The organism is Caballeronia sp. GAWG2-1 (assembly GCF_023631405.1).
Taxonomy (GTDB): Bacteria; Pseudomonadota; Gammaproteobacteria; order Burkholderiales; family Burkholderiaceae; genus Caballeronia.
In genome coordinates this window covers 40,624-62,634 of record NZ_JALQDD010000013.1, presented here as the reverse complement: position 1 = coordinate 62,634, position 22,011 = coordinate 40,624, and the positions used below count along the sequence as shown (strand labels likewise).

Annotated in this window: 21 protein-coding genes; 10 read left to right on the top strand and 11 right to left on the bottom strand. The window is 62.5% G+C overall.

Annotated elements, in window-relative coordinates; genetic code table 11:
• The first annotated feature begins 165 nt into the window (after nt 1-165).
• Nucleotides 166-666 (top strand): porin family protein, encoded by a 501-nt coding sequence (locus NCR98_RS08635; RefSeq protein WP_250525976.1) that lies wholly within the window; start codon nt 166-168, stop codon nt 664-666.
• Nucleotides 667-728: 62 nt separating this feature from the next.
• Here the strand turns inward: NCR98_RS08635 and loiP are convergent, their stop codons facing one another.
• From loiP to NCR98_RS08590, 9 genes are all read right to left on the bottom strand, one after another.
• The gene (gene loiP / locus NCR98_RS08630) at nt 729-1,487 is read right to left on the bottom strand and encodes a metalloprotease LoiP (RefSeq protein WP_244825525.1); all 759 of its coding nucleotides are present in this window, start codon (nt 1,485-1,487) and stop codon (nt 729-731) included.
• A gap of 160 nt (nt 1,488-1,647) precedes the next feature.
• Entirely contained in the window at nt 1,648-2,583 is a 936-nt protein-coding gene (mdcH, locus tag NCR98_RS08625) for a malonate decarboxylase subunit epsilon (RefSeq protein ID WP_250525975.1), read from the bottom strand.
• Nucleotides 2,580-3,260, bottom strand: coding sequence for a malonate decarboxylase holo-ACP synthase (locus NCR98_RS08620; RefSeq protein ID WP_250525974.1), 681 nt, complete (start codon nt 3,258-3,260; stop codon nt 2,580-2,582). Before NCR98_RS08620 ends, mdcH begins: the two co-directional genes overlap by 4 nt.
• Nucleotides 3,261-3,457: 197 nt before the next feature.
• Nucleotides 3,458-4,279 (bottom strand): biotin-independent malonate decarboxylase subunit gamma, encoded by an 822-nt coding sequence (gene mdcE / locus NCR98_RS08615; RefSeq protein ID WP_250465148.1) that lies wholly within the window; start codon nt 4,277-4,279, stop codon nt 3,458-3,460.
• A complete protein-coding gene (locus NCR98_RS08610; protein ID WP_250525973.1) occupies nt 4,276-5,121 on the bottom strand; it encodes a biotin-independent malonate decarboxylase subunit beta in 846 nt (281 codons plus the stop codon). Before NCR98_RS08610 ends, mdcE begins: the two co-directional genes overlap by 4 nt.
• A complete protein-coding gene (locus NCR98_RS08605) occupies nt 5,118-5,417 on the bottom strand; it encodes a malonate decarboxylase subunit delta (RefSeq protein WP_244828068.1) in 300 nt (99 codons plus the stop codon). The genes NCR98_RS08610 and NCR98_RS08605 overlap by 4 nt, the downstream gene beginning before the upstream one ends.
• A 31-nt stretch (nt 5,418-5,448) precedes the next feature.
• Nucleotides 5,449-6,324: a triphosphoribosyl-dephospho-CoA synthase gene (locus tag NCR98_RS08600; protein ID WP_250526096.1), complete on the bottom strand. Its 876-nt coding sequence runs from the start codon at nt 6,322-6,324 to the stop codon at nt 5,449-5,451.
• A 200-nt stretch (nt 6,325-6,524) separates the two neighbouring features.
• Nucleotides 6,525-8,219 (bottom strand): malonate decarboxylase subunit alpha, encoded by a 1,695-nt coding sequence (gene mdcA / locus NCR98_RS08595; protein ID WP_250492536.1) that lies wholly within the window; start codon nt 8,217-8,219, stop codon nt 6,525-6,527.
• Complete coding sequence (locus tag NCR98_RS08590; RefSeq protein WP_244825517.1) at nt 8,216-9,010, bottom strand: GntR family transcriptional regulator; 795 nt, start codon at nt 9,008-9,010, stop codon at nt 8,216-8,218. Before NCR98_RS08590 ends, mdcA begins: the two co-directional genes overlap by 4 nt.
• 156 nt (nt 9,011-9,166) lie before the next feature.
• On the opposite strand from NCR98_RS08590, the gene NCR98_RS08585 reads away from it, so the two are divergent.
• The 3 genes from NCR98_RS08585 (at nt 9,167) to NCR98_RS08575 (ending at nt 11,630) form a co-directional block, all read left to right on the top strand.
• A complete protein-coding gene (locus NCR98_RS08585) occupies nt 9,167-10,483 on the top strand; it encodes an MFS transporter (protein WP_244825515.1) in 1,317 nt (438 codons plus the stop codon).
• Between the two features lie 200 nt (nt 10,484-10,683).
• The gene (locus tag NCR98_RS08580) at nt 10,684-11,034 is read left to right on the top strand and encodes a hypothetical protein (protein ID WP_370652022.1); all 351 of its coding nucleotides are present in this window, start codon (nt 10,684-10,686) and stop codon (nt 11,032-11,034) included.
• 200 nt (nt 11,035-11,234) lie between these two features.
• Nucleotides 11,235-11,630 (top strand): hypothetical protein, encoded by a 396-nt coding sequence (locus NCR98_RS08575; RefSeq protein ID WP_244825513.1) that lies wholly within the window; start codon nt 11,235-11,237, stop codon nt 11,628-11,630.
• A gap of 244 nt (nt 11,631-11,874) precedes the next feature.
• Here NCR98_RS08575 and fabI read toward each other — a convergent pair whose 3' ends face one another.
• Nucleotides 11,875-12,666, bottom strand: coding sequence for an enoyl-ACP reductase FabI (fabI, locus tag NCR98_RS08570; protein ID WP_244825511.1), 792 nt, complete (start codon nt 12,664-12,666; stop codon nt 11,875-11,877).
• A gap of 236 nt (nt 12,667-12,902) precedes the next feature.
• Between fabI and NCR98_RS08565 the strand changes: the two genes are divergently transcribed.
• The 6 genes from NCR98_RS08565 (at nt 12,903) to NCR98_RS08540 (ending at nt 21,249) form a co-directional block, all read left to right on the top strand.
• On the top strand, nt 12,903-14,726 hold the full coding sequence (locus tag NCR98_RS08565; protein ID WP_250465300.1) for an extracellular solute-binding protein: 1,824 nt from the start codon (nt 12,903-12,905) through the stop codon (nt 14,724-14,726).
• Nucleotides 14,727-14,740: 14 nt separating this feature from the next.
• Nucleotides 14,741-15,778 carry a microcin C ABC transporter permease YejB gene (locus NCR98_RS08560; protein WP_244825509.1) on the top strand — a complete coding sequence of 346 codons (1,038 nt, stop codon included), beginning with the start codon at nt 14,741-14,743 and terminating at the stop codon, nt 15,776-15,778.
• On the top strand, nt 15,778-16,890 hold the full coding sequence (locus NCR98_RS08555) for an ABC transporter permease (protein ID WP_250465141.1): 1,113 nt from the start codon (nt 15,778-15,780) through the stop codon (nt 16,888-16,890). The genes NCR98_RS08560 and NCR98_RS08555 overlap by 1 nt, the downstream gene beginning before the upstream one ends.
• 8 nt (nt 16,891-16,898) lie before the next feature.
• On the top strand, nt 16,899-18,497 hold the full coding sequence (locus tag NCR98_RS08550) for an ABC transporter ATP-binding protein (RefSeq protein WP_250525972.1): 1,599 nt from the start codon (nt 16,899-16,901) through the stop codon (nt 18,495-18,497).
• A 147-nt stretch (nt 18,498-18,644) separates the two neighbouring features.
• Complete coding sequence (locus NCR98_RS08545; protein WP_250509200.1) at nt 18,645-19,319, top strand: C40 family peptidase; 675 nt, start codon at nt 18,645-18,647, stop codon at nt 19,317-19,319.
• Nucleotides 19,320-19,704: 385 nt separating this feature from the next.
• Nucleotides 19,705-21,249: a 2-isopropylmalate synthase gene (locus tag NCR98_RS08540; protein WP_244825503.1), complete on the top strand. Its 1,545-nt coding sequence runs from the start codon at nt 19,705-19,707 to the stop codon at nt 21,247-21,249.
• Between the two features lie 67 nt (nt 21,250-21,316).
• Here the strand turns inward: NCR98_RS08540 and NCR98_RS08535 are convergent, their stop codons facing one another.
• Nucleotides 21,317-21,832, bottom strand: coding sequence for a hypothetical protein (locus NCR98_RS08535; RefSeq protein ID WP_244825501.1), 516 nt, complete (start codon nt 21,830-21,832; stop codon nt 21,317-21,319).
• Nucleotides 21,833-22,011 lie beyond the last annotated feature (179 nt).

Sequence of the window (22,011 nt, the reverse complement as noted above, 5' to 3'; positions counted from 1 at the left end):
CCTTTAAGACAAGTCCGCTATCCGAGTTAACAATCGGAAACTAATCTTGCGCGTTGATTGTTTGGAAGCAGTCAATTGCAAGACAGCCTGCGCTGTCTCGATTATTTTCTTGCCTGAATTCGATTTGCGTGTTCTGGCGACGCCTTTCTCACGGTTGGCTCACTCATGGTAAGTATCAAAAAGGTAGCGGCGCCGATTTTCGTCTCGCTGCTCGGTATCGCTAGCGCGCACGCTAGCGAATTTGCCGGCCCCTTCGTCGGCGCGAAGCTCGGCTTGAATTTCTCCGATGCAACCGGACACGATTTCGAGGAATCGACGCACACGACGTTCTTTCCGGGCCTGACGGCAGGTTATAACGTCGATGTCAACCAGTTCGTAGTCGGCGTCGAAGGATTCGCTGATCTTCACGCCGGTTCGACGACCAAGAAGGACGGCGGCATCGACGTAAAAGTCGGCATGCCTATCGACGGCAACATCATGCCCTACGCGCGCGTGGGCTTCACTGGCACCTGGCCGGACACGCGCTTGCACTATGGCGCGGGCGTCGAGTATAAGTTCGCGAAGCAATGGAGTGTCGCTGGCGAATACACGGCCGACACGGCGCACTGCGACGGCGGCCATCGTCGTAACGACAGTCTGACCGTCGGCGTGCATTACTACTTCTGATCGTCACGAATCGGAATGGAAAGCGCGAGCAACCGCTGCTCGCGCTTTTTTTTGCCCCGTCCTTACTTGCCCGACGCAATCCGATCCTGAATGTGCTTCGCGCGCGAAGGCGACGACGGGTGCGAATCCATCATGCTCGACTTGCCGCCGTCGATCGTCGCGAGCTTCTGGAACGCCGTCACGAGGCCGGCCGGGCTGTATCCCTTCTTTTTCTGCATGTCGAACGAGTAATCGTCGGCGGCGCTTTCTTGCGATTGCGAGAATTGCGCCTGGACGAACTTCTCGGACAAGTCGCCCAGTTGCGATGCCGACAGATTCGCCACCGCGCCGCCCGTCGATGCCGCCGCCGAGCGCACGGCCGAGGTCGCATAAGCGAGCTGCATCGCCTTCTTGGTGTGGCCGAGCGCCACGTGACCCATTTCGTGGCCCACCACGCCGCGCACTTCGTCGTCGTTCATTGCGTCCATGAGGCCGCTGTACACGCGCACGCAACCGTTGGCCATCGCCCAGGCGTTGACATCCTTCGTGACGTAGACCTTGTAGTTGACCGGCACGCCATTGATGTTGTCGCCCAGTTGCTTCGAGATGCGGTTCAGACGCTGCGTGTATTGACTCGACGCCGGCGCAATCTTGTTTTCCTTGTCCAGGTCCGCGCACGATTTGTCGGAGAGCGTGCGCACATCGGCGTCACTCAGCGTGAAGGCTTGCGATGCGAGCTGGCCAGACTGCAACAGCGTGTCGGGATTGAGTGCGTTCATGCTGCTGCAGGAGATGAGCGCGCACAGAGCGGGCGCCGCGAGCGCCAAGCGGATGAATTTCATGTTTCGGTCTTCCTAGAATTGTTTTTGGGGCGTCCGTGACGCGATGCTTCGCGCACGGAGCGGCATCGTCGATGTCCGTCGAACAAAAAGCTAGCGGAACATTCTGATTTTGCTTACGGTCGTTGACAATTCGCTGTCGGAAAAGTGCGAAAAAAGCGGATCAATCTGCGGCGCGCTGGTTTGCCGCGCGTACGCGAGCGGCGGTCGGATGAGTGGACGCGGCGTCCATGGATAGCGCCTGCGCATCGGGCAGGGCGTCGCTTGCGAGTTGCGTCAGCGTGTGGCCGGGCGGCATTTCGACGAAGACATTTGCGCCGAGTTCGAACAGCGCGATGGTCGATTCGTGCCACCGCACCGGATAGCGCAAGTTGGTCGCGAGGTCGTCGCGCACGGCATCGGCGCGACGCAGCACGCGTGCGCCGCGATTGCCGACATATGGAACGCGTGGCGCATCGAAGCGGACTTTCGCGGCAGCTTCGATCAATTGCGTGGCCGCGTCTTCGAGCAGCACGCAATGCGAAGGCACGCTCACCGCTAACCGTTCGGCCTTGCGCGCACCGCGTTCGAGCGCGAGGCGGCTCACGGCTTCGAGCGCATCATCGCTGCCGGATACGACGATTTGACGCGGCGCGTTCAGATTACCGACATAGGCATCGGCGTGACCGTCGGCGATCACGCGTGCAATCTCTCGTTCGTTCAGGCCGAGCACCGCCAGCATGCCGTAGCCGTGCGGATACGCGTTCTGCATGAGCGTCGCGCGCAGGCGAACGAGGCGCAGGGCATCGTCGAACGCAACGGCGCCGCTCGCCACCGCCGCGCCATACGCGCCGACCGACAAACCCGCGACGGCTTCCGGCTCGATACCTTCGGCCGCGAGCGCGCGCGCCGCCGCCACGCCTGCCGCCAGTAACGTGACTTGCACCGCGACGGTCGACTCAAGCGCGGTGGCGTCATCGAGTTGCAGGATGTTTTCGCCGAGGATGTCGGATGCTTCGGCGAGCGTCTGCCCGATGACCGGATGCGGTTGCTCGCCGCCCAGCCGATGCAAAAAGCCTGGCGTCTGCGCACCCTGTCCCGGAAAGAGATACGCGATCATGCGGCTGCCCACGGATCGGCGACGAGTCGCGGCCCGTCGGCGTGACGCAGCATCACGCGTAGATTCGCGCGCGCGAATTCCGCGAGCGAGAAGGCGGCTTCCGGCGTTTCGATCTGCACGTCGATGCGCGTGCCGATCTCCCGCGCGGTTCGCGACAGTGTGTCGAGAAGCGCGGCGGCTGCATCGCGCGAAAGCGGCGAGGGCACGCGAATCACGATGTCGAGATCGCTTTCCGGTGTGACCGTGGGTGTACCGCTCGCGAGTTCGAAGCCTGTGCTGCCGGCGGGGCCCCAGGCGAGTCCCGTTGCCTGGATCGAAGACGAGATTGCCCGCAGAAGCGCGAACGCGGGCAAGTGTGCGCGGTGCGAATCGGGCGTGCGTTCGAGCAAGGCTTCGGGAGACAACGCAGACGCGATCGATCGTGGATCGATCCACGCGCCGAAGCGCTCGCCGCGCGTCGAACCGCGTACGCCGATGGGAATTGCGTCGCCCAGGCGCGGCGCACGGCGGACGACGACGAAGGGTGAGTGCGCGAGCGAGGTGGCGACCCAGGACGGCACGTTGGGCGCGAAGAGAAGCGAGGCCGCGACATCCGCGCCGCCTCCGGCCGATGACGACAGCGTGTCGATCTTCAGCAGGTCATGTGGCCGCATCTCATGCTGCCTGGCGTTCATCATTGTTCTCATCGGTGACGCTCGCTGGGTACGCGCAGTCACGAATCGCGCGACCGTATTGAACGATGCGCGGCAAACGGGCCGCACAAAGGCCTCTTGCATGTTGCGTCGAAGCGGAGCTTATCGTCGGTGACAGCTGCTTCATCGGTGCGTGACAAGCCATTCTCGATGCGCCAAGCCGCATGGGGCACCGCCCCGACTCAAGCTTCATCCCACTGCTCACGCATCCGCTTGCGCACCTCGACCGACGCAGCCCGCGTGCGCTTCGCATCGGCAGAACCAAGCCGGCTCGACAGATCACGCAAAGCACCGCGCGCATCGTTCACGGCCGCCGCAAGCGATGCCTTCACGCGCTCGATCTCGGCCGCCGAGGGCGCATCCGCATCGACGCCTTCGATCAGTTCATGCAGCAATCCGAGCTTTGCATAAGCGCTCATCTTGTACGACATCGGCAAGACGGTGTCGCCGAGCGCATCCAGACTTTCCACGCTGCGCCGCGTGACGCGCGCGGCTGCTTCGCGACCCATTGCATGCACGGCGGTGCCGGGTGAATCGAGCGCGACGATCCGGTTCGCCTGATAACCGTGCGCCAAATACGCGCCCGACATGGCCGGCCCGACGATCAACGCAATCACCGGATGACCCGCAAGACGCGCGCTCGCATAAGCATCGACGGCAGCGGCGCAGGCAAGATGCACGCCGAGCAGTTCCTCGCGCCGGCCATAAGCCTGACTTTTGACATCGACGACGGCGACAATCGGACGCTTCACGTCACGCTCGCGATCCGCGTCGATAACCTCGCGCACCGCGCGCGCCAACAGCCATCCCTGTTCGAGGCCGACGACGTTGTCGCGGGCGCGTGGAAAGCGGTTGTCCGGATCGGGCACGACGGCGAGAAAATGCGCGTGCTCGCCGTTCAAAAGCCCGCCACGCGCGCGAATCGGACCGGCTTGCGCGCCGGACGCAGGCGAAGTCAGCGCGTCGATCCAGCGTTCGCCGCGCGAGAGAGTTGTCGTGTTCATCGTGATGCACTCCAGAGCGTGCGCAGCGTTTCGGGATCGATGGCGTCCGGGTTCACGCGCGCCAGACGCTCGATGAAACCGTCCACATCCTCGGTGCGATGACGCGTCGGCACGCCGCGCGCGAACGCCGCCAGCACCGCGTCGCGTACTTGCGCGGTATCGTCTTCGACGAGCGCATCGACGAGGCCGACCGCCGCGCGTTCTTCTCCGCCAATCATCGACCAGATGAGGCGCCGGTCGTTCGAATCGAGCTCCTCGATGCCCGCTTCCTGTTCGATCACTTCCGGCCCGTTCATGCCAAGGCGCGCCTGCCGCGTCATCACGAGTTCGGTGCAGAGCGCCGCCGCGAGCGACATGCCGCCGAAGCAGCCGACCATGCCGCCGATCACGCCGACCACCGGCACGTGCCGCCGCAACGCGACGATCGCCGCCTGAATCTCGGCGATGGCCGCAAGCCCGAGGTTCGCCTCCTGCAGACGCACGCCGCCCGTTTCGAACAGTACGACGGGACGGATCGCGCGGCCCGCTTCGAATTCGCCGAGCGCCATTTCGAGCGCGGCCGCGATCTTCGCGCCCGAGACTTCGCCGATGCTGCCGCCCTGAAACGCGGGTTCGATCGCCGCGATCACGGCGGGTTCGCCATCGAGCATGCCGCGCGCGATCACCGCGCCGTCGTCGGACTGGCAGACGACGTTCTGCATGGCAAGCCACGGCGATTCGAGCCGGTCGAAGGGGCCGAGCAGTTCGCGAAAGGTGCCGGCATCGAGCAGGGCGCGGGCGCGTTCGCGCGCGGTCATCTCGATGAAGCTGTGACGCGCGAGAAAGGTGTCGTGAGCGTTCATGGCGTGCCCTCGCTGGCTTCGACGGCTTCATTCAGGCGCAGCATGACCACGCCGGGCGTCGCGCCGAAGTCGTTGAGTTCGAGTTTCGCGGCGCCGTCGTATCGCTGAAAAAAACGGTCGAGCACACTCTTCCAGACATGCTCGTAGCCGTCGACGCTCGTGCGGATCACCACTTCCGCATTCGCTGTCGCCGATGGCGAGAGCAGCACTTCGAGATCGCCCGAGCCGACCACGCCGACGTGCGCGCGACGCGGCACGGGGCGGGTGGCGGGGTATTCGTATCGGATGTTTTCCATCATCGTTCCTCTTCGATGCGCGCGTTGCGAATCAATGCAAGCGCCTGAGACTGTCGAGAAAGAGCGTCGCCGCAAGCAAGTCGGCGGCGCCGCCAGGCGATGCATCGAGCGCGAGCAGTTCGCGGTCGAGTTCGTGAAGCGCTGTCTTGCCGCTCGCCGATGCAACGCCGCCTGCGTCGAGCACACGACGCGCGCCGTGTTGCGCGACCCGCAGCGCCGTCATGCCGCCGCGATGCAGGAGACAGGTATCGTCGAGCGACGCCATGATCGCGACGAGCGCTTCGAGGCGCGCGTCGTTTTCATCGAGATTGCGGCGACGGGCTGCATCGAGCGCGGGCAGCCCGATTTCGAGCGCATGCGGAAAGCCATCGCACGCTTCGCCGCGCGCGCCCGCCACACGGTATCGCGTCGACACGCGCGCGCCGTGACTCGTTTGTGCCGACGCGGGCGCGTAACGATCCTTGAAGCGCGCGATGCGTGCCGCGCTTGCGCAGATCGCCGCGCTGTCGTCGGGCGCATGCATTGTCGCGCCGGCGCACAGCAAGCCGACGATCCAGATCGCACCGCGATGCGCGTTGCTGCCGGCGGTCGCGCGCATCATCGCAATCTCGCCTTCGCGGCCAATGCGTGCAAGCTGTTCGCGTAACGTCTGCGACGGGTCGAGATCGGCCGACGCGCGAGCGATGGCGACAAACGTGGGGTGCAACGCTTTTGCCGAGCGCAACATGATGTCGAGCGACAAATCGCGATGCGCGCCGCTGCCGCGCCGGTCTACCAATGCGGGTTTCGGTGTGAGACACGCTTCGTCGATGAGCGCGGCCACGGCGCGGGTCGCGATGGCATCGGGCGCGATCGGCTGCAAGTGGGCGAACCGAGTGGCTTCGCGCGACGCTAGCGCCGTTTGCATCGCATGGCCCATGCTCGGGCGGGCAGCGGCTCCGGTATTGGCGTGCGCTGCGACGGCACGCGAATTCGACGGGTTCGCATGCGTGGCGTCATCGAGCCGCGCCTCTGCGTTCCACGAACACACGCCAGCGGGAATGTCGGCAACCACGCAAAGGCTCGACGCTTTGTCTTCACGGTCAGACATACACGAATTCATCGCGCTCACCAGCTTCTGAAGCGCGCAGGCGGCGCATACAGACCGCCCGACCACGCCACCAGGTCGTCGATACTGCGTGCCGCGAGCAGCGAACGCTTCGCTTCGCCGCGCCGCACGCCGAGGTCTTCCGGCAATGCGACGATGCCGCGCCTTCTCAACTCCGCCGTCTTCTTCGCATCCGCGCGCACGCCGATGGGCGTGACGCCCGCCACGGCGGCAAGCGCGGCGCGGCGCTCATCGACGCCTTCGGCCGCATGCAGATACGCGATGCCTTCTTCCGTCACGACGTGCGTGACATCGTCGCCGTAGATCATGACAGGCGCGATCGGCATGTTGCTTTTTTCACCGACGGCGATGGCATCCAATGCATCGACGATGGTCGGCTCGCCGCCTTTCTTGTACGTCTCGGCGGTCTGCACGACGAGCTTGTGACCGCGCGCGATGGCCGGGTTCGGGCCGTCGTTTTTCAGCAGCTTGAGCCACGCCTCGCTCGAATGACGGCGGCCGCGTGGATCGTGGCCCATGTTGGGCGCGCCGCCGAAACCCGCCAGCCGCCCGAGCGTGACGGTGGACGAGTTGGCGTCGGCGTCCATCTGCAGGGTCGAACCGATGAAGAGATCGACGCCGTATTGCCCTGCCAACTGGCAGAACACGCGGTTAGAACGCAGGCTGCCATCGCGGCCGGTGAAGAACACGTCCGGCCGCGCCGTGATGTAGTCCTCCATGCCGACCTCGCTGCCGAAGCAGTGCACGCTCTGCACCCAGCCGCTTTCGATCGCGGGGATCAAGGTCGGATGCGGATTGAGCGCCCAGTGCGTGCAGATCTTTCCCTTCAGCCCGAGCGATTCGCCATATGTCGGCAGCAGAAGTTCGATGGCCGCCGTATCGAAACCGATGCCGTGATTCAGCGACGTCACGCCGTAGCGGTCGTAGATGCCGCGAATGGTCATCATCGCCATGAGAATCTGCAACTCGCCGATATGCCGCGGATCGCGCGTGAAGAGCGGCTCGACGGCGAACGGGCGGTCTGCCTTCACGACGACATCGATCCACGAACCGGGGATATCGACGCGCGGCAGTTCATCGACGATCTCGTTGACCTGCGCGATCACGATGCCATGTCTGAACGCGGTGGCCTCGACGATGGTAGGCGTGTCTTCGGTGTTCGCGCCCGTGTAGAGATTGCCGTGCCGGTCTGCCTGCACCGCGCACACGAGCGCCACCTGCGGCGTGAGGTCGATGAACATGCGCGCATACAGTTCGATATACGTATAGATCGCGCCGATCTCGAGTTGTCCGTCTTCGAGCAGTTGCGCGACGCGCAGACTTTGCGGACCGGCGAACGCGAAATCGACCTTGCGCGCGATGCCCTGTTCGAACAGCGCGAGATGGTCCGGGCGGCTGATGCTCGAAATCAGCAGATGAACGTCGTGCACGCGTTCGGGATCGAGTCTGGCGAAGGCGCGCGAGAGGAAGTCGGCCTGTTTCTGGTTGTTGCCTTCGAGCGCCACGCGGTCGCCCGTGACGATCAGCGCGTGCAAGGCATCGACGATACGGTCGGTCGCGAGCACCGAGCCGTCGAGCCACGGTTCGATCAGCTTGAGGCGGCGCGCTTTTTCCTGCGCGCGCGTGTTCCACTGCCGGGTTTGCGGGCTCGTGTCGCGCGCGGGCGACGTGGCAGGCGTCGGGGACGAGTTCATCGATCCTCCTTCAAAGAGGTTGCAGAAGCCGTTGCGGGCGCGGCGCGCGGGCGGCGCTTCTTCTTGACATGGCTCGCCGCGGCAAGCGCTTGCGCATCGGCGAGAAAGCGGTGGATCAAATCGCCTGTCGCAAGCAGATGACGCGCGACGAGCGTTTGCGCCTGTTCGATATCGCGGGCGACGAGCGCGGCAAGAATCGCGCGATGCTCCGCATCCGACGAATCCTTGTGAATCGGCAAGCCGAGCTTCAGCCGCAAATAACGTTCGCCGCGCCGATGCATCTGGCCGATCAGCTCCATCAGACGCGGCCGGTCCGCGGGCGCGTAAAGGCTCATATGGAACTGCTCGTTGCGCACGACGTAGAGCGCCGGGTCCGGCTCGCTTTCCGCCGCTTCGAGCAGACGTTGCGATTCGGCGAGCGTTTGCGCCGTGTGATGTTCGAGCGCGATGCCGATCGCCAAGCTTTCGAGCGACGCGCGTATCTCGTAGATCTCGCGCGCCTCGTCGGCCGATTGCAGGCTGACGGCCGCGCCACGATTCGGCTCGATGGTCACCCAGCCTTCGCTTTCGAGCTGCCGGAACGCTTCGCGCACCGGAATCGCGCTCACCGAAAACTGCCGTGCGATGGCGTCCTGGCGCAGCGGTTCGCCCGGCAGCAACGCACCCTCGACGATAGCCGTGCGCAACGCATCCGCGATGAAGCGCGACGTGCTCTGGCGCGGTTCGAACTGTGCGTGACGAAACGATGCAAGTGGCTGCGCTGCATCGGAAGTGGAGAGATCTGTCGGCATGGCTAGGTGTAAGTGCGGACTTGCCGCGTGTCAATGTTCAAATATTATATATAAAACGATGCGCGACTTCACAGAAGGTGCTTTCCCTAAGCTGGGAGCGGCTGACAAGAATCGAGAGCGCGCGTGTATCGATCATTCTTTTCCGGAGACATGGCCATGCCAACCACGGTGGACCGAGAGTTACGCGCCTCGCGCCCGATCAAAACCCCGCTCAACCGCTCGCAGATCACCGGCTTCTGGGGTGCGTGGGCCGGCTGGACGCTCGATGGAATGGATTCGTTCATCTACGCGCTCGTGCTTGCGCCCGCGCTCACCGAACTGCTGCCGCGTTCAGGCTACGCGGCCACGCCCGCGAACGTCGGTCTTGCAGGCTCCATACTCTTCGCGCTCTTTCTGGTCGGATGGGGACTGTCGTTCATCTGGGGACCGCTCGCCGATCGCTTCGGGCGCACCAAGGTGCTCGCCGCGACCATTTTCACGTTCGCGATTTTCACGGGGCTGGCCGCGACATCGCATTCGGTTTGGGAGTTGGGCATTTATCGCTTCTTTGCGGGCGTCGGCATAGGCGGGGAGTGGGCGCTTGCCGGAACCTACGTCGCCGAGGCATGGCCGGAAGATCGTCGCAAGATGGGCGCGGGTTATCTGCAAACCGGCTATTACGCGGGCTTCTTTCTGGCGGCCGCGCTCAACTACACGATCGGCGCGGCATTCGGCTGGCGCGCGATGTTTCTAGTTGGACTGTTCCCGGTCGTCGTATCGATTCTCGTGCTCTTGCGCGTGAAGGAAACCGACAAGTGGCAGCGTGCCGAAGCGACGAGCGCGCCTGCCGTCAAGCAGCACGGTTCGTTGCGCACGATCTTCTCGCCGCAGTATCGCAAGCGCACGATCGTCGCGGCGGTGCTGCTGACCGTGGCGATCATCGGTCTGTGGGCCGGCGCGGTGTATGAACCGTCGGCAGTCATTCAGCTTGCGACGAAGGCCGGCATGAGCAAGCCCGAAGCCGCGCGCATGGCGTCGATCGCGACGGGCTTGCTGTCCATCGGCACGATCATCGGCTGTCTCGCCTTGCCGCCGATGGCAGAGCGCATCGGCCGGCGCAAGACGCTCGCGGTGTATTTCGTTGGCATGGCGGCTTCCATTGCCCTGTCGTTCGGCTGGGCGTTCTATCTGCCGAACGGGCTCGTGCCGTTCATTGCGCTGCTCGTCGTGCTCGGCTTCTTCGGCGGCAACTTCGCGCTCTTCAGCCTGTGGCTGCCGGAACAGTTCGAAACGCGCGTCCGGGCGACGGCGTTCGCATTCTGCACGTCGGTGGGACGCTTCTTCGGCGCGATTGTGAACTTCGGCATCGGCGCGATGGTGCTGCATATGAAGACGCTCGGCGTGCCGATCGCGCTCACGGGTATCGCGTTTCTCATCGGCCTCGCGGTGATTCCGCTCGCGCCTGAAACGCGCGGACAGGAACTGCCCAATTAGTGCCCGTTGCACGGTCCCTGACGGCGGCTTTCACGAGCCGCCGTTTCTCATTGGCGCGCGGCGTGCATGATCCTTACTCTCCGTAATCATTTGCCTGGTAGGCATTGGTAATGGGACGTTACCAAGTGGCACACAAGCAAAGGCGTTCGTTCGATATAGTCCACTCAACACAACAAACATCCCATCGAGGTGGGCTTCACATGAACAAGGTATTGAGGACATCCGCGCTCGCAGGAGCGTTCGTCATCGGTGGTATGACGCTGTCCGGCGCGGCAATGGCGGGCGTTTCCGTCGGCATCAATCTCGGCGTGCCCGCGCCCGTATATGTTGCGCCGGCGCCGGTCTATGCGCCTCCGCCTCCGCCCGTGGTCTATGCGCCGCCGCCTCCGCCGGTTTATGCGCAACCGGCTATCGTGATCGGATGGCATGGCGACCAGTACTGGGATGGCCATCGCTATTGGAACCGCGACGAGTGGAACCACGGTCACGGCGGTCACGGATACGGCGGCCGCGACTACGATCATCACGATCACGGTCATCACGACCATTGAGCGAACGTCGCGCTAAGAGAAAGCCACCCGGTCGAAGGGTGGCTTTTTATTTGTCGCCGCGCGGCAGCGTGTAACAAAAGGTAAGGTTTCTCCTGACGAGAGCCACGTCATGGGAAGAACTTACAAAGCTGAAATATTGCGCTGAAAGGCGTCCGTTATATTTTGTCGCAAGCCAATCAAAACAAAACGAGGACCACGCGATGAAAGTGAATGTCATGGGGCGAGTGCTGGGCGGCATGTTGATCGTGACCGCGTCAGCGATAAGTGGCACCGCGCACGCCGATGTACACGTAGGCGTGAACGTCGGCATCCCCGCGCCGGTGTACGTTGCACCCGCGCCTGTGTACGCGCCGCCTCCGCCGCCTGTGATTTACCAGCCGGCTCCGGTTTATGCGCGTCCGCCCGTGGTCATCGGCTGGTATGGAAACCGGTATTGGGATGGGCGCCGTTACTGGAACCGGAACGACTGGAACCGTTATCACGGCCACGGTTACGGGCATGGCTACAATCGCGGGCCGCAACACGGACACGGTAACGGGTACGGACACGGCAATGGTCATGGCAACGGACATGGTGGTCCGCATGGCAGGCATTGAACGCGCTGGTCCAGTCTGGCTGCCGAGTCGGCAGATATAGCGGGTCTTTAGACGACGCTGTCAAAGGCGTTCTTCACAAAGCCAACGTCCCCGGAGGCGAGGTTCACGAAGATCACGCCCGCATGCATGGCGCTGTATAAGCGGCTGTCACGACGCCGCCATTCGCAAAAACCCAGACGCACAAAACAAAAGGGCCGCTCTAGCAAGAGAGCAGCCCTTTGCACATGATCGAGCGCCGCAGGCGTTATTCCGTCACGCCCGCCATACCGCCGACCACCGCATTGAATCCCGCATCGACGTGCACGATTTCCGCGCTCACGCCGGCCGCGAGATCCGACAGCAGGAACGCCGCCACGTTACCCACTTGTTCGATCGTCACGTTGCGCTTGAGCGGCGCGTTGTTTTCGACGAAATCGAGAATCTTGCCGAAGCCTTTGATGCCGCTGGCCGCGAGCGTCTTGATGGGGCCGGCCGAGATGCCGTTCACGCGCACGCCGTTGTTGCCCATCGAAGCCGCGAGATAGCGCACGCTTGCTTCGAGCGATGCCTTGGCAAGACCCATCGTGTTGTAGTTGGGAATCGCGCGCTCGGCGCCGAGGTAGCTCAACGTGAGCAGCGACGAACTGTCCGACAGCATCGACTTGGCCGCCTTGGCGAGCGCCGGAAAGCTGTACGCCGAAATGTCGTGCGCGATACGGAAGTTTTCGCGCGTCATGCCGTCGAGGAAGTCGCCCGCGATCGCTTCACGCGGCGCGAAGCCGATGGAATGCACGAGACCGTCGAGCGAATCCCAGCGTTCCTTGAGCGACGCGAAGAGTGCGTCGATGTCGGCGTCGTTCGCGACATCGCACGGAAAGATCAGATCGCTTTCGAATTCGGTTGCGAATTCGGTGATGCGATCCTTGAAACGCTCGCCGACATAGGTGAACGCCAGCTCCGCGCCTTCGCGCTTGCAGGCCTGTGCGATGCCGTAGGCAATCGAACGGTTCGACAGCAAGCCCGTCAGCAGAATTCGTTTTCCAGCGAGAAAGCCCATGAATGCTCCTTTGAAGTCAATGTCGCGCACGGTGGCGAACGAGCCGCATCTGCCCGCGCCGCGTGAGCCTCAAGCGCGTGCGGCGCAATTGACCCACGGTCGCACGGCTTTTGATTTGGGTAGAATTCTCTCACATCGCAATGGCCTGCCCGACCCGAACGTCGATTGCGCGATACCCGGCGCCCAAGGAGCTTATGACGACTCGCACGACGATCCGCCCAACCCGCGCATGGCGCATGGCCATTGCGCTCGCGCTGGCCGGATCGATCGTCTCGGGCGCGAACCAGGCCGAGGCGGCGCACGCCTACGCACAGTACGGCGAGCCGAAATATCCGGCCGGCTTCAGTCACTTCGATTACGTCAATCCCGACGCGCCGCGCGACGGCACGCTCGTACTCGCCAATCCGAACCGCCTGACGAGCTTCGACAAATTCAATCCGTTCACCTTGCGCGGTAATCCCGCGCCGGGGCTCTCGCTGATGTTCGAAAGCCTGACCACCGGCAGTCTCGATGAAGTATCGACCGGTTATGGCTTGCTTGCCGACGACATCGCCGTCGCACCCGATGGCCTGTCCACCACGTTCCACATCAACCCGAAAGCGCATTTCTCGAATGGCGATCCCGTTACCGCCGAGGACGTCAAGTTCTCGTTCGAGACGCTGAAAAGCCCGCTCGCCGCGCCGCAGTTCTCCGTGTACTTCGGGCAGATCGCGCGCGCGGTCGTGGTGGATGCATCGACCATTCGCTTCGAATTCAAGACCGCGACGCGCGAGATGCCGTTGCTCGCGGGCGGCATCCCCGTGTTTTCGCGCAAATGGGGAGTGAAGCCCGACGGCACGCGTATTCCGTTCGATCAACTCGCGTTTCAGAAGCCGATCGGCAGCGGCGCGTATTTGATCGACCAATACGACAACGGCCGCACCATCTCGTACAAGCGCAACCCGAACTACTGGGGCGCGGCGTTGCCGGTGCGCGTGGGCTTGTTCAATTTCGCGCAGATTCACTACAAGCTGTATTCGGACCCGGTCGCGCGGCTCGAAGCCTTCAAGGCGGGCGAGTACGACGTGCTCGTCGAATACGTTGCGCGAAGCTGGGTGCGGCGCGATATCGGCAAGCGCTTCGACAGCGGCGAACTCATCAAGCGCGAATTCCCGCAGCATAACGGCACCGGCATGCAGGGCTTTTTCATGAACACGCGCCGGCCGCTCTTCAAGGACGTGCGCGTGCGTCAGGCGCTCGATCTCGCGCTCGACTTCGAGTGGCTCAACCGGCAACTGTTCTTTAATCAGTACAGGCGCATCGACAGCTTCTTCGTCAATACGGACTTGCAGGCGAAGGGCAAGCCGAGCGACGGCGAACTCGCCATTCTCGATCCGCTCAAAAAGGACCTCGATGCGTCCGTGTTCGGCGAGATGCCGCGTCAGCCCGACACCGACCCGCCCGGATCGCTGCGCGCCAACCTCATCAAGGCGCGCGGATTGCTCGCCGAGGCGGGCTGGACGTATCGCGATGGCGCGCTGCGCAATGCGAAGGGCGAGCCCTTCGTGTTCGAGATTCTCGACGATACGGGCGGCGGCGCCTCCATGGAACCGGTCGCCGCCGCGTTCGGGCGCAATTTGCAAAAGCTCGGCATCACGATGAACTTTCGCACTGTCGACTACGCGCTGATCCAAAAACGGCTCGACGCGTTCGATTTCGACGTCACGAGCGTGCGCATGCCCGACGTGCAGATTCCCGGCACGGAGCAAGTCTCGCGCTTCGGCAGCAAGTCCGCCGACGAGCAAGGCTCCGACAATCTCGCCGGCGTGAAGTCGAAGGCGGTCGACGCGATTCTGCAAAAAGTGGTGGGCGCACAGACGCGCGAACAACTCGTCGATGCCACTCACGCGCTCGATCGCGTGCTGATGAATGGCTATTACGTGGTGCCGCATTGGTATTCGGCGACGCATCGGGTGGCGTATCGCAATACGCTTCAGTACCCCGCGACCTTGCCGCTCTACTACACGGCGGAAGAGTGGGTAGTGTCGGCGTGGTGGGCGAAAGCCGCCGCGTCGAAATAACAGGACCGCGCGCCATGTGGAGCTACATACTCAAACGCATTCTGTTGATGATCCCGACGCTCATCGGCGTGCTCACGCTGACCTTCGTCGTGATTCAGTTCGTGCCGGGCGGGCCTGTCGAGCAGGCGGTGCACGATCTGCGGCGCGGCAACGCGGAAGGCGGCGGCTTCGGGCTGCGCACGCATACTGGCGTGGATGCCCAGCAGGTCGCGCAACTCAAGGCGCTCTACGGCTTCGACAAGCCGCCTTTGCAGCGTTACTGGCTGATGCTCGGCAAGTTCGCGCGCTTCGATCTCGGCGACAGTTACTTCCGGCATCAGAGCGTCTGGTCGCTGATCGTGTCGAAACTGCCGGTGTCGATCAGCATCGGCGTATGGACGTTTTTCATCACTTATCTGATATCGGTGCCGCTCGGGATAGCGAAGGCGGTGAGAAACGGCTCGCGCTTCGACGTGGCGACGAGTCTCATCGTGCTGATCGGTTTCGCGATTCCCGGCTTCGTGCTCGGCGTGCTGCTGCTCGTGCTGTTCGGCGGCGGCTCGTTCTGGCAGCTTTTCCCGTTGCGCAATCTCACTTCGGATAACTGGGCCACGCTCTCGCTCGGCGGCAAGATCGTCGATTATCTTTGGCACATCACCTTGCCGGTGGTGGCGTCGGTGGTCGGCAGCTTCGCCATCGTCACCATGCTGACCAAGAACGCGTTTCTCGACGAAATCCGCAAGCAATACGTGCTCACCGCGCGCGCGAAGGGCCTTTCCGAAAGACGCGTGCTTTGGAAGCACGTGTTCCGCAATGCGCTCTTGCCGCTGATCGTCGGCTTTCCCGCAGCGTTTATCGGCGCATTCTTCACGGGCAGTCTGCTGATCGAAACGCTGTTCTCGCTCGACGGACTCGGGCTGCTCTCGTACGAATCCGTGGTGCGGCGCGACTATCCCGTCGTGCTAGGCACGCTCTATCTCTTCACGCTGATCGGGCTTGCGACCAAGCTCATCTCCGACCTCTGCTACGTCTGGGTCGATCCGCGCATTCAATTCGAGCAACTGGAGCGCTGATGAACCGAGCCGCTTCTTCACGATCCTCACGCGGCGCCGCCGATGCGCAGCCCTTGCGCGAGCCGGTTTCGCCATCGCCTTCGCGGCGGGTGTGGATGCGTTTCAGGCAGCACAAGCTCGGCTACTGGAGTCTGATCGTGTTTGTCGTGGCGTTCGCGATCAGCCTGGCCGGCCCGCTTTGGTCGAACGACAAGCCGCTCGTCGTGCGCTACCAGGGACACTTGTATTTTCCGATCGTGCAGACCTACGCGGAAACGACGTTCGGCGGCGACTATCCGACGCCCGCCGATTATCTCGACCCGTTCGTGCGCGACCGCTTCAGCGCGCCGGGCAATTTCGCGGTTTATCCGCCGAATCACTATTACTACGACACGCTCAATTACTTCTCGAAGGGCTCGAATCCCGCGCCGCCGTCGCGCGAGAACTGGCTCGGCACCGACGACCGCGGGCGCGATGTGTTCGCACGGCTCGTCTACGGCTTTCGCGTATCGGTGCTGTTCGCGCTCGTGCTGACGGCCATCGGCACGGTGCTCGGCGTGGTGGCGGGCGCGGTGCAGGGCTACTTCGGCGGCCGGACAGACATCGCCGGGCAACGGCTGATCGAAATCTGGAGTGCGTTGCCGGAGCTTTATCTGCTGATCATCTTCGCGTCGATCTTCGAGCCGAGCCTCGTCTTGCTGGTCATCCTGCTGTCGCTGTTCGGCTGGATCGGGCTCTCGGACTACGTGCGCGCGGAGTTTCTGCGCAACCGCACGCAAGACTACGTACGCGCCGCGCGCGCGATGGGTTTGTCCAACTGGCAGATCATCTGGCGGCATGTGCTGCCCAATAGCCTGACGCCCGTCATCACATTTCTGCCATTTCGCATGAGCGGAGCGATTCTCGCGCTCACGAGTCTCGATTTTCTCGGCTTGGGCGTGCCGTCGCCGACGCCGTCGCTTGGTGAATTGCTCGCGCAAGGCAAGGCCAATCTCGACGCGTGGTGGATTTCGCTGTCCACCTTCGGCGTGCTGGTAGCGACCCTGTTGCTTCTGACTTTCATGGGCGACGCCTTGCGCAACGCGCTCGACACGCGGATTGCGGATGCGGTGAAGGCCGGAGGCGCGAAGTGAGCGCGAGCATGAGCGAACCGTTATTGGCGATCGACGACCTGCGCGTGCGTTTCGGCGATACCGTCGCGGTCGACGGCGTGAGCCTTGACATTCGCGCGGGCGAACGCGTGGCGCTCGTCGGCGAATCGGGATCGGGCAAGAGCGTGACCGCACTGGCGATCCTGCGCCTCGTGCGCGATGCCGAACTCAGCGGCTCCATTCGCTTCAACGGCGAGGAGTTGCTGTCGAAGAGCGAGCACGCGATGCGCGGCCTGCGCGGCTCCGACATCGCGATGATCTTTCAGGAGCCGATGACCGCGCTCAATCCGCTCTACACGGTCGGCGACCAGATCGGCGAGACCATTCAGTTGCACGACGGCGCGACGCCGCGCGAGGGGCGTCAGCGTGCCATCGCGTTGCTGGCGCGTACCGGCATCACCGAGCCCGAACGGCGTGTGGACAGCTATCCGCATCAGTTGTCGGGCGGGCAGCGTCAGCGCGTGATGATCGCGATGGCGCTCGCGTGCCGGCCGCGCCTTCTGCTCGCGGATGAGCCGACCACCGCGCTCGACGTGACCATCCGCGCGCAGATCGTCGATCTCCTGCTGGAACTGCAGCGTGACGAAGCCGAGAAGCGCGGCATGGCCGTGCTGCTGATCACCCACGATCTGAATCTCGTGCGGCGCTTCGCGGAGCGCGTCGCGGTGATGGAGAAGGGTCTTCTGGTGGAAAGCGGGCCGGTGGAGCAGATTTTCACCTCGCCGCAGCACCCGTACACGCAGCGATTGCTCGAAAGCAAACCGAAGCGCCACGTCCTGCCCGTGCTGCCCATCGCGCCGGTCTTGCTCGACGCGAAAAACCTGTCGGTCGACTATGCGACGAAACTGCCAGGCATCAACGGCTGGTTCAGGCGCGGCCGCTTCAAAGCCGTCGACGACGTGAGCGTTTCCGTGCGGCAAGGCGAGACGCTTGGCATCGTCGGGGAATCGGGATCGGGCAAATCCACGCTGGCCATGGCGTTGCTCGGCTTGCAGCGCGTCTCGAACGGCGCGGTGCAGTTCCAGGGGCGCGCGCTCGGCGATTTTCGCGGACGCGAAAAAACCGTGCTGCGGTCGAATCTGCAAGTGGTGTTTCAGGACCCGTTCAGCTCGCTTTCGCCTCGTCAAACGGTGGAACGAATCGTCGGGGAGGGGCTTGCGTTGCATCGGCCGGAACTGAAGGCGCCGGCGCGGCGCGACAAGGTCATTGCCGTGCTGCGTGAGGTGGGGATGGATCGGACGGCGCTTACGCGTTATCCGCACGAGTTTTCCGGCGGACAACGGCAACGCATCGCAATTGCGCGGGCATTGGTGCTCGAACCCAGCATTCTGATTCTCGACGAACCGACGAGTGCACTAGACGTTTCTATCCAGCAGCAAGTTCTGACGCTGCTCGCCGAGATTCAGAAGAAGCACAATCTCGGTTATGTTTTCATTAGCCACGACCTTGAAGTGATCGGCGCAATGGCGCATCGCGTGGCCGTGATGAGAAACGGAATTGTCGTGGAAGCGGGAGAAGTAGAGAAGATTTTTTCGAACCCTTCAGAGGAATACACACGAAAGCTACTGAGGGCAGCGCTGGAATCCTAAAAATCTTTCTTTTTCATCAATTGGGTGCTCGTCTCAATTGTATTTTCCTATTTCTTTTGACAGTTAAATAATTTGTGGCTAGTATCCTTCCAAACTTTCTCGTATCTCCCTGATTTTTCAGTCTTTAATTGTAAAACCTACCGACCGATGCAGCCATTGACATTGACTCAGACATGCGCGCGGGCAGCCGCAGGCATGTTGATCGGCCTTCTGATGACAACAACTTCCGGCGCGTTCGCCGACGAAGTCAGCAGTAATAGCCAAAGTAGCCAAGTTGCCAGCAACGGCAACGCTTCGAATTCCTCTCAGATCAGCCCAGTCGCCGCCACGGCAGACACCGCCAGCGCTCCTGGCGGCGCACGCTCGTTTCTTTCTGGCGTTGCCAGCAAGGCGGGCGACGTGGTCGTCGGCGCACTCAATATGATTGGCGTGCGTTATCGCTGGGGTGGCAATACACCGGATTCCGGCCTCGATTGCAGCGGCTTCGTGCGATACGTCTTCCAGGACACGCTCGGCATGACCTTGCCGCGCCGCGCCGAGGAAATGAGCCGTGTCGGCGAGAAGGTCCGCGTGTCGGATCTCAAGCCAGGCGATCTCGTGTTCTTCAACACCATGCGCCGTTCGTTTTCGCATGTCGGCATCTATATTGGCGACAACAAGTTCGTGCATTCGCCGTCCACCGGCAGCACGATCCGCGTTGACGACATGGAAAGCGGTTACTGGGAGCAGCGCTTCCAGGGCGCGCGCCGCATCGACAACGTGCAGTTCACCGACGGTAGCGAATTGCGTCAGCGCGTGAGCGCGAGTATCGGCGGTTACTAAGCCGTAGTTGTACGCCGTCTGAATCTACGAAAGCCTGCTTCCCAACGGAATGCAGGCTTTTTGTTTTCCTACGCGCTGTTTTGCATGACTAGCGGCAGGTAAAAGTCAATCGGTTCGATCGGAAAGCCCGATTGCACGCGTTCCTAAAAGCCGTTATAGTTTTCGAATGAACTTTTTCTCGTTCTCCCCCTCGCTTTATTCGGCTGGTGCGTCGCTACGCGCACTATCGCTACTAGCGCGCCTACCGCGCTGATTCTTCTCGCCTCCCGTCTGCTCGTTCAAGGTTTTCGACGCCAGCGGTGGCGCGAACACCCGAATTCCCTTTTGTCTTTCGCTTCAACGCGATAATTCCAACAGTCGATAATTCTCCCCACTGGAGTCCAATATGGCAGCAGACAAGTTGATCATCTTCGATACGACCTTGCGCGATGGCGAGCAGTCCCCCGGCGCGTCCATGACGAAGGAAGAAAAAATCCGTATCGCGCGGCAACTGGAGCGCATGAAGGTCGATGTGATCGAAGCGGGCTTCGCGGCCAGCTCGAACGGAGACTTCGACGCCATCCACACGATCGCCTCGATGATCAAGGACAGCACGGTCTGCTCGCTCGCCCGCGCGAACGACAAGGACATCCAGCGCGCCGCCGACGCCTTGAAACCCGCGAGCCAGTTTCGCATCCATACGTTCATCGCAACGTCCGCGCTGCATATGGAAAAGAAGCTGCGCATGACGCCGGAACAGGTGTACGAGCAGTCGCGTCTTGCGGTGCGTTTCGCGCGCAAGTTCACGGACGACGTCGAGTTCTCGCCGGAAGACGGCAGCCGTTCGGACATCGACTTTCTTTGCCGCGTGCTCGAAGCGGTGATCGACGAAGGCGCGCGCACCATCAATATCGCGGATACGGTCGGTTACGGCGTGCCCGAGTTGTACGGCAATCTCGTGAAGACGCTGCGCGAGCGCATCCCGAATTCGGACAAGGCGGTCTTCTCCGTGCATTGTCACGATGACCTCGGCATGGCCGTCGCCAATTCGCTGGCGGGCGTGCAGATCGGCGGCGCGCGTCAGGTCGAGTGCACGATGAACGGACTCGGCGAACGCGCGGGCAATACGTCGCTCGAAGAAATCGTGATGGCGATCAAGACGCGCAAGGACTACTTCGGGCTCGATGTCGGTATCGATACGACGCAGATCGTGCCCACGTCGAAGCTCGTTTCGCAGATCACCGGCTTCGTCGTGCAGCCGAACAAGGCAGTGGTCGGCGCAAACGCGTTTGCACACGCGTCGGGCATCCACCAGGACGGCGTCCTGAAGGCGCGCGACACGTACGAAATCATGCGCGCGGAAGACGTGGGCTGGGCGGCGAACAAGATCGTGCTCGGCAAGTTGTCAGGCCGTAACGCGTTCAAGCAGCGTCTGGAAGAACTCGGCGTGCAACTCGAATCCGAGGCCGACGTGAACGCCGCGTTCGCGCGCTTCAAGGAACTCGCCGACCGCAAGGCCGAAATTTTCGACGAAGACATCATGCAGATCGTTTCGGAGGAATCGGCGGAAGCGCAGGCGAAGGAACACTTCCGCTTCGTGTCGATGAAGCAGCATTCGGAGACCGGCGAGCAACCGCAAGCACAAGTGGTGTTCGCGGTCGAAGGCGCGGAAGTGACGGGCGAAGCGCGCGGCAACGGTCCGGTCGATGCGACGTTGCACGCGATCGAATCGAAGGTGGATAGCGGCGCGGAACTGGTGCTGTATTCGGTCAATGCAATCACGACCGGCACGCAGGCACAGGGCGAAGTCACGGTGCGTCTTTCGAAGAGCGGGCGGATCGTGAATGGCGTGGGCACGGACCCGGACATCATCGCGGCGTCGGCGAAGGCTTATATCGCCGCGTTGAACAAGCTGCATTCGAAGGTCGAAAAGCTCAACCCGCAGCTTTGATCGCGGCTTGATGTAGCTCGAAACGAAAGACCTCGCGATTAGCGAGGCCTTCGTCATTTTGAGTACTTCAAAAGGCGTTGCGGCGGTCGGGATCGTGCAGCGGATCTGGCGTTTTTTGCGTGAGACGCACGATGCCCTGTTCATCGAAATAGAAGTTGTACATCATGTACCAGACGTTCGCCTCCATGTAGCGATACGTCCAGACTTCGCGCTTCATCAGCGGGAAGTACGACGTCTCCACCGGACGGCCGAAATTCACGAGCACGTCCGTCTTGGTCCATGTGCCGATCTGCGCCTTGTAGAACTCGTTCTCGTCGAGCACTTGCCGCACGCTGACGATCTTGCCGGAAGCATCGACATCGGCGGCGGTCGTGACTTCACCGAGCGGTTGAGTCGGCCACATCAGGCGCTTGCCGCCGTTGGGCAAATCGTAGACTTCGCGTGGCGGGCCCAAGCGCGCGGTGAGCGTGGATGAATCCGCGCCCGTCTGAAAGTTTTGCCAGGGCTGCGCGCAAGCCGTGAGCATGAGCGCGGCACCCACGCAAGCGAGCGTGCCGCGCAGCCGGTTGAAAGAGTTCAGCATGAAGGCCTCCACACATTCTGTGTCGCGACAGTGTTAACGTTCTTGGCGCCTCGAGGATTCCAGCGCGCCGCGCGTTGTCGCATTCATCGTTTCGACGATCGTCGCCAAAGCCTGGATCGTTCGCGTTCGATTTTGACATGCCATCGGGACAAAAGCGCGATGCCTCTCATCGACGCGAA